At 71.7% G+C, this 13,903-nt stretch carries 12 protein-coding genes and 1 tRNA gene; 6 read left to right on the forward strand and 7 right to left on the reverse strand.

All coding sequences use genetic code 11. From position 1 onward, the window contains the following. The first annotated feature begins 228 nt into the window (after positions 1-228). Complete coding sequence (locus ACZ4EG_RS18215) at positions 229-357, forward strand: DLW-39 family protein (protein ID WP_003999697.1); 129 nt, start codon at positions 229-231, stop codon at positions 355-357. A gap of 218 nt (positions 358-575) precedes the next feature. Further along, positions 576-1,970, forward strand: a complete 1,395-nt coding sequence (locus ACZ4EG_RS18220) for a hypothetical protein (RefSeq protein WP_467791255.1) — start codon at positions 576-578, stop codon at positions 1,968-1,970. Here the strand turns inward: ACZ4EG_RS18220 and ACZ4EG_RS18225 are convergent. Both ACZ4EG_RS18225 and ACZ4EG_RS18230 read right to left on the reverse strand, forming a co-directional pair. After that, a complete protein-coding gene (locus ACZ4EG_RS18225) occupies positions 1,934-3,424 on the reverse strand; it encodes a serine/threonine-protein kinase (protein WP_467791256.1) in 1,491 nt (496 codons plus the stop codon). The two genes, ACZ4EG_RS18220 and ACZ4EG_RS18225, sit on opposite strands and share 37 nt — an antisense overlap. 166 nt (positions 3,425-3,590) lie before the next feature. Then, positions 3,591-4,139: a helix-turn-helix domain-containing protein gene (locus ACZ4EG_RS18230; protein WP_263210626.1), complete on the reverse strand. Its 549-nt coding sequence runs from the start codon at positions 4,137-4,139 to the stop codon at positions 3,591-3,593. 173 nt (positions 4,140-4,312) lie between these two features. Between ACZ4EG_RS18230 and ACZ4EG_RS18235 the strand changes: the two genes are divergently transcribed. Next, positions 4,313-4,385 (forward strand) — tRNA-Ala (locus tag ACZ4EG_RS18235). 154 nt (positions 4,386-4,539) lie between these two features. Here the strand turns inward: ACZ4EG_RS18235 and ACZ4EG_RS18240 are convergent. The 3 genes from ACZ4EG_RS18240 to ACZ4EG_RS18250 all read right to left on the reverse strand — a co-directional run bounded on the left by ACZ4EG_RS18240 (position 4,540) and on the right by ACZ4EG_RS18250 (position 7,845). After that, entirely contained in the window at positions 4,540-4,944 is a 405-nt protein-coding gene (locus ACZ4EG_RS18240) for a DUF779 domain-containing protein (protein ID WP_467791257.1), read from the reverse strand. A 15-nt stretch (positions 4,945-4,959) separates the two neighbouring features. Next, a complete protein-coding gene (gene adh, locus ACZ4EG_RS18245) occupies positions 4,960-6,477 on the reverse strand; it encodes an aldehyde dehydrogenase (RefSeq protein ID WP_390732688.1) in 1,518 nt (505 codons plus the stop codon). 126 nt (positions 6,478-6,603) lie between these two features. Then, positions 6,604-7,845 (reverse strand): AfsR/SARP family transcriptional regulator, encoded by a 1,242-nt coding sequence (locus ACZ4EG_RS18250; RefSeq protein WP_467791258.1) that lies wholly within the window; start codon positions 7,843-7,845, stop codon positions 6,604-6,606. Positions 7,846-8,070: 225 nt separating this feature from the next. Here ACZ4EG_RS18250 and ACZ4EG_RS18255 point away from each other — a divergent pair, with 225 nt between their 5' ends. The 3 genes from ACZ4EG_RS18255 to ACZ4EG_RS18265 are packed head-to-tail and all read left to right on the forward strand — an operon-like array spanning position 8,071 to position 11,388. Beyond that, positions 8,071-9,345, forward strand: a complete 1,275-nt coding sequence (locus tag ACZ4EG_RS18255) for an iron-containing alcohol dehydrogenase (RefSeq protein ID WP_453546971.1) — start codon at positions 8,071-8,073, stop codon at positions 9,343-9,345. A gap of 10 nt (positions 9,346-9,355) precedes the next feature. Next, a complete protein-coding gene (locus ACZ4EG_RS18260; protein WP_467791259.1) occupies positions 9,356-10,726 on the forward strand; it encodes a MadS family sensor histidine kinase in 1,371 nt (456 codons plus the stop codon). After that, entirely contained in the window at positions 10,723-11,388 is a 666-nt protein-coding gene (locus ACZ4EG_RS18265) for a MadR family response regulator transcription factor (protein WP_453546975.1), read from the forward strand. The genes ACZ4EG_RS18260 and ACZ4EG_RS18265 overlap by 4 nt, the downstream gene beginning before the upstream one ends. Positions 11,389-11,408: 20 nt before the next feature. Here the strand turns inward: ACZ4EG_RS18265 and mftM are convergent, their stop codons facing one another. Together mftM and ACZ4EG_RS18275 are read right to left on the reverse strand one after the other, a co-directional pair. Then, entirely contained in the window at positions 11,409-12,335 is a 927-nt protein-coding gene (gene mftM, locus ACZ4EG_RS18270; protein WP_467791260.1) for a mycofactocin oligosaccharide methyltransferase MftM, read from the reverse strand. Then, positions 12,332-13,867: a VWA domain-containing protein gene (locus ACZ4EG_RS18275; protein ID WP_467791261.1), complete on the reverse strand. Its 1,536-nt coding sequence runs from the start codon at positions 13,865-13,867 to the stop codon at positions 12,332-12,334. Before ACZ4EG_RS18275 ends, mftM begins: the two co-directional genes overlap by 4 nt. Positions 13,868-13,903: the final 36 nt, after the last annotated feature.

The following is a 13,903-nucleotide window of genomic DNA, read 5'->3' on the forward strand; positions in this document are numbered from 1 at the left end:
GGCACGGGCGCCGGAAATGTTCCGGAACAGGGTGAGAGAGCCCGAAGAGCGAGCAAAGTGACCGTCCGTGGGGGTGTGATCACCCTCCGATCGGAGCGGCGCGATCCTCACCCATTGCCCTGTCGCGGGCGGGAGTTGGCGTCCGACGCAGGTCACCGATCGATATCGGTCGGTGTGTATAGTCGGGCGGCAGAGGTCCCCTACGTCAAGGAAAGACGAGGTCGCGCGGTGAAGAAGCTTCTCCTGGTCGCACTGGCCGCCATCGGCGGGCTCCTCGTGTACCGCCAGATCCAGGCGGATCGCGCCGAGCAGGATCTGTGGACGGAGGCGACTGACTCCGTGCCCACGGGTTCGTGAGTACCGATACCGGAATCTGATCAGACCCCGGCCGCCCTCGCGGTCGGGGTTTTGTGTTGCCGGGGGCGCCGCAGGCGGCGGGGCAAGGGCTCCGAGACGGCGCTTTTCGGACGCTCGTCCGGATTTCGCGGATGGCGCGGGCACGAGCGGGGCAGGATGGCCACGGTCCGGCACGACTCGGTCACGACGGCCGGTGTACGACGACGAGGGGGCGCGTGATGATGCGGCGTACGGCGTGGCGGTGGACGGGAGGACACCGGAGCCTCCGTCGTCCCCGTCGTCCACGTTGTCCGCGCTCTGCCGCTGTGCGGGCCGTCGTCGCGGGCGCGGTGCTGTGCGCGGTGGGGCTGCTGCCGAGCGGGAGCGCCGTGGCGGCCGGTGCGCCGGACGGCAGCGCCTATGACTTCGCCCCGGGCGACCGTGGCGTCGCCGGAGCGAAAAGCACCACGGGCGCCGTAGCGCTGGAGCCGGGCCGGACGTACCGCAGCTCCATCGCCCAGGGCGCCAAGCTCTCCTACCGCCTCGAACTCGACGCCACGACGACCGCGTACGTCCCCGTCACCCTCGTACCCCCCGCGAACGCCACCGTCACCGCCTCCGACGGCATCAGGGTGTCGCTGCAGGACGCCGACGGCACCCCCTGTTCCTATACGTCCGCCCGCTTCGGCGGCGGACTGAGCCCCCGTCCCGTCACGGCGCTCGGGGTGCGCGAGAGCGGCAAGACGCTCTGCCAGGGGGCCGGCACCTACTACCTGCTCGTCGAGCGGCTCGACGCCACCGGATCCGGGAACACCGTCTCGCCCGGCGCCTGGGACCTGGAACTCGCCCCCGTCACGGAACCCCGCCTGGAGCAGGCCGGGGCCACGACAGCGCCCGAGGTCTGGAACTCCGCCTCCCCCGAAGCCCTCGCCGGCGAGCCCAGGAGCCGCGGCGGCGGAGCGGGCTTCGCGACGGCACGGGGGCTGGAACAGGGCGTGTGGCGGACCGGCATCGAGCCGGGACAGACCCTCTTCTACAAGGTGCCGGTCGACTGGGGCCAGCAGCTCTACGCCACCGCCGAACTGGGCAGTTCGAGCAGCGACGGCTATGTCAACGGCGCCCTCGACCTCGCGGCGCACAACCCCGTCCGCGGCCGCGTCGACGACGTGGCCCGTGGTTACACCGGAAGCCAGACGACGGCCACCATCGCCCCCCTGCCCCCCGTCGAGTACCGCAACCGGTACGCCGTCGCCGAAGACGTGCGCGGCATGCGCTTCGCCGGCTTCTACTACCTCGTCGTCCATCTCAGCGCCAAGACGGCCGACACGTTCGGCAAGGGACCCTACGGGCTGACGCTGCGCGTGCGCGTCAGCGGCACCGCGCACCCCGGACCGGGATACGCGGGACAGCCCGCGCAGCACAAGCTCTTCGAAGTCACCCGGCAGGACCGCCGGGCGGCGGCGGCCGGGGCCGCGGGGGAAACCGGTGGCGGTGACCCGGCGATGAGGGCGGTCGCGGTCGCCGGCCTCGGCACGGGCACCGCGCTGCTGGTCCTGCTCGGGGTGTGGACGGTGGTGGCCCGGCGGCGGGCCGGGGCTCAGATACGGGTCAGCGCCCAGAAGCCCACGGCGTAGCAGGCCAGCGCGAGCAGCAGGATCGGGACCGCCGCCTTCGCCGGGGGACCGGGGCGGCGCGCGCGGCGCGCCCGGCGTCTGGAGCGCCGCGGCTCAGTCTCCGGCGCGGGCGGCGGGAACCGCGGCTCCTGGGCGGTGTACGAAGCGGTGGAGGCGTCGACTCGCTGCTGCGTCACCGGGGTCAGGACCTGGGTGGGGTTCCACGGTTCATGCGGCTGGAACGGCTGGAACGGCGGGAGCGGCTGCTGGTACGGCTGCTGTTGCGGCTGGAACCCCTGGGGAGTGTGCGCGGTGTACGTCGGCTGGGCGGGCGTTTCCGGCGGCTCCTCCGGCTGGGCCGTATGGGGCGGCGGCAGATGGAAGCTGCCGGTGTCCGACATGGTGGAGGGCTGCGAGCCGGTCGCCCGGCGCGGATCGGCGGGTACGGCGGTGTTGCCGGTGCCGGCAGTGCCGGCGGCGTCGGCGGCGGGTGTGGCCGCGCCGGAGGCCGGATTCGACGGCCGGGAGCCCGTGTCCCCCGCTCCGCCGGCCTGAGCGCCCGTGTCCACACCTCCGTCCACGCCCGGAGCCCGCTCCAGGGGCCCGTCGGGCGCGAAGCCCGGTGGGAGCGGCCCGAGTTGGTCGAAGATCTCGATCCACTCGTCGTCGGGTCCCGGCTCCGGCAGCAGCTCCCTGGCGGAGGCGAGGGCCTTGCGCGCACCCGTCGCCGTTCGGAAGCGGGCCTGTGGATCGGGCTGGATCAGCGTGGCCACGACCTGCCAGAGCGGATCCGGGATGCCCTTGGGCGCACCCGGTGTGCCGTGCTCGGCGAAGTACTGGACGAGTGCCTTGGCGTCAGGCTTGGCACCCTCCAGCAGATACAGTGCGACCAGGCCCACCGCGAACAGGTCGGACGGGAAGTCCGGTTCCGCGCCCATCATTTGCTCGGGCGCGAGGTAGCCGGGCGTCCCCACCACGAGGTTGGTCTCCGTCAGACGGGGTTCGCCCAGCCGCATCGCGATCCCGAAGTCGGACAGCCGTAGCCGCGGGCGTCCGGTGCCGGTCGCTTCGAGCAGGATGTTGGCGGGCTTGATGTCACGGTGCACCACGCCTTCCCCGTGCACCGCGGCGAGCCCGGACAGGAGCTGGTCGAGCAGCGTGCAGACGAACACCGGCGGCAGCGGGCCGTAGTCCCCGACCAGATGGACCAGCGAACCTCCGGCGACCAGGTCCATGGTGAACAGGACCTGGTCGTCGTCGGCGGCCCAGCTGGCCGGTGCGAGCACATGCGGATGGTCGATCCGCAGGGCCTGCTCCCGCACGAAGCGCAGGAGCGAGTGGGCGTCGCGCTGCTGCAGCACCTTGGCGGCCACATAGCGCCGGCGGCGGTGGTCCCAGGCGCGCCACACGGCGCCGACTCCTCCGCGACCGATCGGGTCGACCAGTTCGTACCGGCCGGCGAAGACCTCACCCATGGCTGCCCGTCGCTCCTCCCCCTGCGGTTGCCACCTGCTTCCCCCGTACTTCCCCCGTACTTCCCTCGTGCTTCCCCCGTGATGAGTGATACGACCCCCCCCCGCGCCCCGAGTCGTTCCCCGACCCCGATCCGCCGGACCCCCTCCGGTGGACCGGGCCGTGGGATCAGCTCTGGTGGGACTGGTAGTGCGCGACCGCGTCGGAGGTGCGGCCCGCGCCGTACACCCGGAGGAACTCTGCCAGTTCCGGGTGGGTCGGGGCGAGGGTGTCGGCGGCCTCGATGATGTCCCCCGCGGCGGCCACCGAACGCAGCAGTGACTGGATCTCCCGCACCACCCGCTTGACCGTGGGCGCACCCGAACTGGTCGTCGGCTGCGAGGTGTTGCTGAGCACGGAGCCCCCCTGCGACTTCTTGATCTCGTCCATGCGGTCCGTCGCCTCGGCCGCGCTCACGCTGCCGTCCGCGACCTGCGCCGCCAGGTCCTGCAGCAGCTGCACCCGCTGGACCACCGCGGGATTGCCGATCTTCGCGCGCTGGCCGCTCATCAGCTGTGACAGCATCGGCGCGGAGAGTCCCAGCACCGCCGCGAGACGAGCCTGGTTGAGGCCAAGATCGTCGATGAGCTTACGGAAGAGCGCCCCCAACGGCTCCCCGTACCAGTTCCGCTGCAGCTCCCGCGCTCTTGCGGTGGCTTCCTGCTGTGCGGCGTCCATTGCGTCTCCCCATCGCTTCCCCAGAACGTGGTTCGCTGTAGCGAACCACGACGAGCATCTTACGGAGAGTGGTCGTCCACGGGGACCCCCAAGTTTTTTGCGAGATACCGGGGGTGACCCGGTACTCTGGTCTGCGGCGCCCACCGGAGTGATCCGGCGGCTGCTTTTTGCACGGGGCCTTAGCTCAGTTGGTAGAGCGCTGTCTTTGCATGGCAGATGTCAGGGGTTCGACTCCCCTAGGCTCCACTTCTTCAGACCCCTCCGACCAGCGGGAACGCGGTTGGAGGGGTCTTTTTGTCCCGGGTTTCCGTGCTGAAGGACGTCTCGGCCGGTATGGGCGCGGGGCCGGACACCAGGTGTCCGGCCCCGCTGTCACCACCGCCCGCGCCGGCCCGCCGGGTCACCCCGTCGGGTCCGCCCCGGTCGGCAGGGGCGGTTCGGCCGCGACGCGCCGCCACTCCTCGTCGGTGAGGACCCGGGACCGGAGCAGGAAGCGCACGCCCTCGGGGGCTTCGAGGGAGAAGCCGCTGCCCCGGCCGGGGACCACGTCGACGGTGAGGCGGGTGTGCCGCCAGTACGCGTACTGGCCGGCGCTCATCCAGAACGGGGTGTCCCCGGCGACCCGGCCCAGCAGGACATCCGCGGCGCCGACCCGGAACTCGCCGCGCGGGTAGCACATGGGCGCGCTGCCGTCGCAGCAGCCGCCGGACTGGTGGAACATCAGCGGACCGTGACGTGCCATCAGCTGCCGTACCAAGTTCTCGGCGGCGACGGTCAGTTCGACTCGCGTCGCCCGCTCGCTCATCGTGAAACCCCCGGCCTAGAAGAAGCCGAGCTTCTGCTCCGAGTAGCTGACCAGGAGGTTCTTCGTCTGCTGGTAGTGGTCGAGCATCATCTTGTGGGTCTCGCGGCCGATGCCGGAACCCTTGTAGCCGCCGAAGGCCGCGTGGGCCGGGTAGGCGTGGTAGCAGTTGGTCCACACACGGCCGGCCTTGATCTCGCGGCCCAGGCGGTAGGCGAGGTTGCCGTTGCGGGACCAGACGCCGGCGCCGAGGCCGTACAGGGTGTCGTTGGCGATCTTGAGGGCCTCTTCGGGGGAGTCGAAGGTGGTGACCGAGACGACCGGGCCGAAGATCTCCTCCTGGAAGATCCGCATGTCGTTGGTGCCCTTGAAGACGGTCGGCTCGATGTAGTAGCCGCCTTCCAGGCCGTCGACGGTGCGGGCCCTGCCGCCGGTGAGGAGTTCGGCGCCCTCCTGCTTGCCGATGTCGATGTAGGAGAGGATCTTCTCGAACTGGTCGTTGCTGGCCTGCGCGCCGATCATCGTCTCGGGGTCGAGCGGGCTGCCGCCCTTGATGGCCTTGGTGCGTTCCAGGACGCGGGCCATGAACTCGTCGTAGATGGAGGAGGCGATCAGGGCCCGGGAGGGACAGGTGCACACCTCGCCCTGGTTGACCGCGAACATCACGAAGCCCTCGACGGCCTTGTCCAGATAGGCGTCGTCGGCGGCCATGACGTCGGACAGGAAGATGTTCGGGCTCTTGCCCCCCAGCTCCAGGGTGACCGGGATGATGTTCTCGGACGCGTACTGCATGATCAGCCGGCCGGTCGTGGTCTCGCCGGTGAAGGCGATCTTGGCGATGCGCGGGCTGGAGGCGAGCGGCTTGCCGGCCTCGACGCCGAAGCCGTTGACCACGTTGAGCACGCCCGGCGGAAGCAGGTCGGCGATCAGCTCGATGACCTTCAGCAGGCTGACCGGGGTCTGCTCGGCGGGCTTGATGACCACGCAGTTGCCCGCCGCCAGAGCCGGGGCGAGCTTCCACGCGGCCATCAGGATCGGGAAGTTCCACGGGATGATCTGGCCGACCACGCCCAGCGGCTCGTGGAAGTGGTAGGCGACGGTGTCCTCGTCGATCTCGCCGACGGTGCCTTCCTGGCTGCGGACCACGCCCGCGAAGTAGCGGAAGTGGTCGACGGCGAGCGGGATGTCGACGTTCAGGGTCTCCCGGACGGGCTTGCCGTTCTCCCAGGTCTCGGCGACGGCGATCTTCTCCAGGCTCTCCTCGATACGGTCTGCGATCCTGTTGAGGAGGTTCGCCCGCTCGGCGGTGGAGGTCCGGCCCCAACGGTCGGCGGCGGCGTGGGCGGCGTCCAGCGCGAGCTCGACGTCGGCGGCGGAGGAGCGGGCGACCTCGCAGAAGACCTTGCCGTCCACCGGCGAGAGGTTGTCGAAGTAGCGGCCCTCGACGGGGGCGACCCAGTCACCGCCGATGAAGTTGTCATAGCGGCGGGCGAAGTCGACGATGCTGCCTTCTGTTCCTGGCTGCGCGTACACCATGGCGGCTCTCCTCGGGGGATGGTGAGGGCTGTACGACGGCCCGTGCCGCCGTGCCGCCGCTCACTGTGAGCCCCGGAGGTTGGCGCGAGGTTGGCGTACCGGACGCCGGGAGCGAGGCGGTGGATGTCAGTCGCGCAGCGCCGTGCTCAGCCGTCCCGCCGCGACCGCGCGGCGCGCATCGCCCTGGTCGAGCAGGCGCAGCGCGTGCTCGTGCACCTCCGCGTCGTACGGGGCGCGCTCGCCGTAGCGCAGGGCGTGCTCCGGGCGGGTGCTCGCCAGCACGGCCTCGCGGACGGCCACCTCCAGGTACGTACGCCACTGCTCGATGCCCGGCGCCGCCGAACGGGGCAGCAGCGGGCCGCGGTACAGCCGCAGGGCGGTCTCCGCGTCACCGTTCTCCAGGGCTCGCAGCACGTCCACGGCGTCGCAGGACACGGGGGTGGTCAGGGCGTAGCGGCGGGTGGCGATGCCGCCCGAGAGGGCCCGGCGCAGGTGGGAGATCTCCGCCTTGAACGTGGAAGCCGTGACGGCCCGGTCGCCGTACAGGGCCTCGCGCAGCCGCTCCGGTGAGAAGCCGTCCGGTTCGAGGGCGAGCAGGGTCAGGATCTCCAGCTGCCGGGGGCGCAGCGCGAGGGGCCGCTCCTCGCGGACGGCCTGGTCGGTCCCCAGGCAGGTCAGACGCACCTGGCCGGGGTTGTCGCGGGTCTGGCGGGGCAGCTCGGTGCGGAGCCGGGCCTCGATGACGGACACCAGCGAGCGCACCGTGGACATGGCCAGCGGGTTCGACCGGTCCCAGGTGGTGGACATGTCCAGGACGCCCAGGACGCGGCCGTCGGGGCCGTGGACGGGGGCGCAGTAGCAGACCCACCCGTGCAGTGCCGTCACCAGGTGCTCGGCGGAGAAGACGGAGCTGGGGCGGCCGGTGCGCAGGGCGAGGGAGAGGGCGTTGGTCCCCATGGCCTGCTCGTCCCACCGTCCGCCGGGCGCGAAGTTGACGCGCTCGGCCCGGCGGGTCATGGTCCGGCCGCCGCAGGTCCACAGGATGGTCCCGGACTCGTCGGTGACCGCGGTGACGAATCCGGCGTCGTCGGCGATGTTGCGCAGCTCGTCGGCGAGGTCGTCGACCGGCCGGCGCAGCGGCGAGTCGGTCCAGCGGTGGTGCACCGTGCCGCCCTCGGTGACCGGGGCGCTGTCCCGGCCGGGGTCCACACTGCTGAGCGAGCGCGCCCAGGACTCGGTCACCTCGTGGCGCAACGCGTCGGCGCCACCGCCCGCCGCCGGCCCGGTGGTCTTCAGCCGCGGCACCAGACGGAACCACTCGCCCTCCAGCGTGGCCTTGCGGCGCCGGAGGTCACTGCGCTGTGACATCTGCATTTCCCCTGCCGTCGAACGGGGACATTCGGCTATTGTCCGCGGGAACTTCACCGGCACACCTGACCTGTCGGGCCGTTTTCCCCGTCCGATCGGACAGGTGCCCCACCCGGACCGGCATGCCTAGCTTGGTCTTCGGTCTGTACAAAGTTTTATCGGCCAATCGGGCGGTAAAATCAAGGTTGCGTTCGCGTTGCGGGCCTCGTGCCCCTGGGAGGTCGCATGACGCTCATGTCCGGCGCCGTGATGACCGGTGGCAGCGATCCGAGCGCGGACTGGAGCCGCGACGAGTGCCAGTGCGAGCTGCTGGGGCCGCAGGAGACGAGCAGCGACGCCGTGCGCCGGTCGGCCCGGCTGACCAAGTTCCACGTGCCCGAGGTCGTGTTCGGGCCCGGTTCGCTGACCGAGCTGGGGCACTGTGCGCTGCGCCTCGGCGGCCGTCGCCCGTTCCTGGTCACCGACCCCGGACTGCTGGAGGCGGGCTGGACGGACGAGGCGGTCGGCCATCTCAGGCGGGTCGGCCTGCGTCCCGTCGTATGGCACGACGTCACCCCCAATCCCAAGGACCACGAGATCCAGGCCGCCTTCGAGAGGTACGCGGAGAGCGGTTGCGACGTGATCGTCGGGGTGGGCGGCGGCTCGGTCATCGACGCCGCCAAGGGCGTGGCGATCCTGTCCGGCAACGGCGGACACATTCTCGACTACGAGGGTGTGGACCAGGTCGTGCAGCCCATCCCGCCCACCGTGATGGTGCCGTCCACGTCGGGCACCGGGGCGGACGTCTCGCAGTTCGCCATCGTCACCGACACCACCCAGCACATCAAGATCAGCATCGTCAGCCGCACGCTGGTCCCGGACATCTCGGTGATCGACCCGCGCCTGCTGACCACCATGCCGGACTGGCTGAACGCCGCGACCGGGCTGGACGCCCTGACCCACGCCGTCGAGGCGTTCGTGTCCCGGGCCCACAACCCGCTGACCGACATCCACGCGCTGCATGCGGTGGAGCTGATCACCGGCAATCTGGTACGGACCCAGGTGCAGCCGAAGAACTTCGGTGCCCGGCTCGCCATGGCCCAGGCCGCCCTGGAGGCGGGCATGGCCTTCACCAACGCGATCCTCGGCGCGACGCACGCCATGAGCCACCAGGTCGGCGGACTGCTGGACGCGCCGCACGGCGTGGTCAACGGTGTCCTGCTGCCGCATGTCATCCGGTTCAACGCCGCGGCGTGGCCGGAGCGGTTCGTCGCGCTCGGCGCGGCGGCCGGCCTGCCGACCGACGGCGTTCCGCCGCACGAGGTGGCCGAGCGGCTCGCGGATCTGGTGCGCGCGCTCGCGGACGACCTCGGTGTCCCGAAGAGCCTGACGAGCCTGGGGGTCACGGAACGCGACGTGCCCGTGCTGGCCCGCACCACGCTGAGGGACGCCTGCATGGCCACCAACCCCCGGGACGTCGACGTGCGGGACGTCGAGCGGCTGTTCCGCGAAGCCCTGTGAGGCGATCCCGGTGAGCGTGCCAGAACGGTCCCCCCAGACCGCCGACCTGGGCGTCCTCACCGGGCTGCGGTCCGGCAAGCGGTCGTACTACCCGGCGTACGTGCGCTCCGCCGAGCGGCTGGAGCGCACGGTGGAGGCACTCGACGGGATCTCCCGAGCCCTGGTGCGCACCGCCGAGGGCCCGCGCGCCCTGGTCGAGGCGGTCGTCCGGACGGCGGCGGAGCATCTGCAGGCCCGCTGGCTGCTGCTGGCCGTGGCGGACGGAGCGCTGCGCGCGGCCCGGCCGCGCTTCCTGCTGTACGCCGACGACCTGCTGATCGACGACGAGAGCAGGGTGCCCGCCGAGGTACGGGAACATCTGGCGCTGCTGCGCAGCCACCCCTGGGAGGCCGGCACGCCGGACCGCGGCCGGGACTGGGTGCGCGCGCCGATGACCCTCGACGACGAGCCGGTCGGCGGGATCGCGGCGGCGCCCGGCCCCGGTGTCGAGGTCGCCGACACCGACCTGGCGATCCTGCGGGTCCTGGCCAACCAGGCCGCCGTGGCGCTGCACCACACCTTCCTCTTCCACGCGGCGACCACCCTGCGCGGCCGGGCCGAGGAACTGTCCGAGGCGGCCGAGCGGCAGGCCCGCGACCTGGCCGCGCGCAGCGCCGAGCTGGCCGAGACGCAGGCACGGCTGCTGGAGGCGCTGCAACGGCAGGCACTGGACGACGAACGGCGCCGTATCGCGCGCGAACTGCACGACAGCGTCTCCCAGTACGTGCTCAGCGCGGGCATGACCGTCGAGGTGTGCCGGGCGGAGCTGGAGGCGCTCGGCGGACCGGCCGCGGACATCGCCGAACGGCTGGCCGGGGCCAAGGACCTCAACCGGCAGGCCGTGGAGCGGCTGCGGGCCGCGATCTACGCCCTCCAGCACACGTCGCAGGAGCCCGCGGGGCCGCTGCCGGTGATGCTGGAGCGGCTGTCCACGGTGCACCTGACCACGGACCTCGATGTACGGGTACAGGTGACGGGCAGCCCGGTGCCGCTGCCGCCCGAGGCCGACCAGTCGATCCTCCGGCTGGCCGGCGAGGCCCTGTTCAACTCCGCCACGCATGGCAAGGCGGGTCGGGCACTGGTCCGGCTGCGGTATCTGCCCGAGGCCGTCGTGCTGACGGTGTCCGACGACGGCTGTGGCGATCCGGCCCAGCTGCGCCGCGCGCTGCGGCTGTCCAGGGCCACCGATCTGGGCGGCCGGCACCGCGGCCTGGCGAACATGGTCACCCGGGCGGAGGAGTTCGGCGGCCGGCTGTCCATCCGCCGGTCGGGCATGGGCGGCGTCCTGCTGCGGGTCGGCATCCCGCTGCCGGTGAAGCACTGTTCAGGAGGCAGGCGATGACCACTCAGCAGTCGGCCGCGGCGCCCGCGCAGGCCCAGCGGATCGTCCTGGTCGACGACCACGCGATCGTCCGGCACGGCCTCAGGTCGATCCTGGAACGCGAGAGCGACCTGGAGGTGGTGGGCGAGGCGAGCACGGCCGCCGAGGCCGCCGCCGTCGTGGAGCGGACCAGCCCGTCGATCGTGCTGCTCGACCTGAAGCTGTCCACGGCAGCCGACACCGAGGGCCTGGACCTGTGCGCCCGGCTGACCCAGCGGTACCCGGATCTGGCGGTGCTGGTGCTCACCACCTTCCTCGACGACTCCCTGGTGGTGCAGGCGATCCAGCACGGTGCGCGCGGTTATGTCGTCAAGGACGTCGACACCACCGAGCTGCTGCGGTCCATTCGCGCGGTCGCCCGCAACGAGAGCGCCTTCGACTCGCATGCCGCCGCGGCGATGGTGCGGTCGATGCGCGTGCAGCCCGACCGGCCGAAGTTCACCGACCGCGAGCTCAAGGTGCTCCGGCTGCTCGCCCGCGGACTGAGCAACCGGGAGATCGGCGCCGAGCTGTACATCTCGGAGACCACGGTGAAGTTCCACGTCCGCAACATCATGCGGAAGACGGAGGCCGGAAGCCGGGCCGAAGTCGTGTACGAGGCAAGCAAACTGGGCGTGATCTGAGAACGGAAAAGGGAGCGGGGTCAGCTCGCGTCGAGGACCAGCCAGCCGCCGTGGTGCGAGGTGACGGAGAAGCGGTGGCCGGTGCGGCGGCCCAGGGCGGTGAGCCCGGCCGGGTCGAAACACCGCACGTGCCCGTAGGCGGCGGTGGGTTCGTCCTCGTACGGCACGGCCACCACCACTCGTTGCCGGGCCAGCCTCAGTGCCTCCCGTACGACGGTGTCGCCGTGCCCGGGATCGAGGTGCTCCAGGACGTGGATGACCGTGACGGTGTCCACCGAGCGGTCCGGCCGGGGGACCTGTGCCGCGTCGCAGGCCAGGGTGTCCAGCGCGAGGCCGCGTGCCCCCGTCACGGCGGCCAGCAGGCGCATGGTGCCGCGGGAGAGATCCGAGGCGATCACCGCGTACCCCTCCCGCTCGGCGAGCAGCAGGGGCAGGAAGCCGAAGCAGGAGCCCATGTCCAGTACCGTGCCCGGGGCCACCAGGTCCAGGGTGCGGCGGTAGACGGGGGCGAACCCGGCGATCGACGAGTGACCGGCTGGATTCGACGCCCGCCAGTACTCCCGGATGCGGGCCAGTGTGTTGTCGTAGAACGTGGTCCAGGCGGGCAGCGCCTCGTCCACGCAGGAGCGCACCACCCCGGTGAAGACCCGCTCGAAGATGTCGCTGCCGGACAGCCAGCCGGGGGCGAACAGCTCCTCGGCGAGCAGGCCGGCCAGATCGTTGTCCAGTTGCCCGGGGCGCAGCGAGTGACCCAGCTCGACCCGGCGGCCCCGGCGGCGCAGGCTGAAGTGCTCGGTACGGACGATGGGCCGGGGGGCGGCGTCGTCGAGGCGAGGGCTGTCGCGGATCACACGGACCAGGTGGTCGGCGTACGCGCCGGACGGGCACGGAGCCAAGGGGTCGATGCGGCGCGCGGCGATCGCGCTGCGCAGGCTGGGCACGCTCATCGTCCGGTCACCTCCGTGGCCATGCGGTGGGCGGTGCGTTCGAGACCGGCGAGGTCGGCGACCACCTGGACGCGGTCGCAGTACTCGGCGTAGCGAGGCAGGTCGCAGGAGCCGAGGCCCCAGGAGAACCGGGGTTCCGGGGTCAGCCAGATCGTCTCGCGCACCCTGCGGGTGATCTCCTCGAAGGCGGGCAGCCCAGGGGGGTTGCCGTTGCCGCGTCCGTCGCCCAGGACCAGCAGGGTGGTACGGCGGTTCAGGGCGGGGGCGTGCTCGGCGAGCAGCAGCTCGAACGTCCGGCCGTAGTCGGAGTTCGCGTCCACGTCGAGCAGGCCGCCGGCCGGGAGGCCGTCGAAGACCAGGCCCAGTGCCCGCTCCAGGGGGTGCTCGGTGAACAGCTCGGTGATCTCGGTCGGTTCGTCCACGAAGGCGAAGGAGCGGACCTGTCCGAAGAGGGACTGCAGCCCGTGCACCAGGTGCAGGGTGAATCGGGCGGTGGCCCGCACGGACAGGGAGACATCGGTCAGGATCACCAGGCGGGGGCGGTCCTCGGCGCGGGTGACGGTGACCGGGCGGAACGGCACTCCGTCGTAGCGCATGTTGCGGCGCATGGTGCGGCCCGGATGCACGCGCCCGCGTGGCGTGGTGCGCTTCCGGCTGGTGAGGGCGCCGTGCAGGGAGCGGCCGATGCGGCGCAACGCCTCCTCCAGCTGGGCGCGTTCGTGCTCGTCGACCGTTTCCGCACGGGCACGTTCGGCGAGCCGCGCCGATTCCACGGCCACCGACTGGAGTTCGGCGAGGCGGTCCAGGTGGCGCTTGAGCAGTGCGGGCAGGTTGTCGATGACGCCTGCCGGCCCTCGTCGAAGCGCGCCGGCTCCGGGGTCGTCGGGGTCGTCGGAGGCGTCGTCGGCGAGCCGGCCGAGCAGGGCGTCCTGCTGGGCCACGGTCAGTGTCGTGTCGATCGGATGTCCGGCCGCCGCCGCGAGCTGCCCGGGGATGCCGGCGCCGTGCAGCCGCTCGGTCTCCAGCTGGACGGCGGGGCCGCTCGTGCGGTCGGCGGCGCCGTCCTTGGACAGCACGATCTCGTCGGTCATCGAGGCCAGGTCGAGCCTGTTGGCCTCCTGGTGCAGGTTGTACCGCTGGGCCAGGTCCTGCTGGTCGAAGTAGTCGCGGATGTCGGCCGGCTTGCCGTGGCTGTGGCCCTGCTGCGGGGTCTCGGACGGCTCGTCGGAGACGGTGTACGACTCCAGTTCGCCGGAGTCGGTCAGGTCGTCGTGTTCATGGCTGTGACCGTGCCCGCCGGAGTCCTGGTGGACCGGGCGGAGCGAGAAGAACGCGGCGAACAGCTCGTCGAACAGCTCGTCGTCGCGGCGGTCCTTCACCAGCGTCAGGCGCAGGGCCTCGCGCAGTGTCCCGCGCCCGCCCAGCACGCCCGGCTGGGCGGCGGCGCGCATGGCGTCCATGGCCTCCGACACGGACACGCGCAGCCCGAACAGCCGTAGAACGCGGACGAATCGGTGCACTCCGGCTTCCATTGCGGCCTCCCGTGTCCTGTTGGTCCTGTCGTGGCG

This window comes from Streptomyces sp. NPDC025638, from assembly GCF_055558775.1.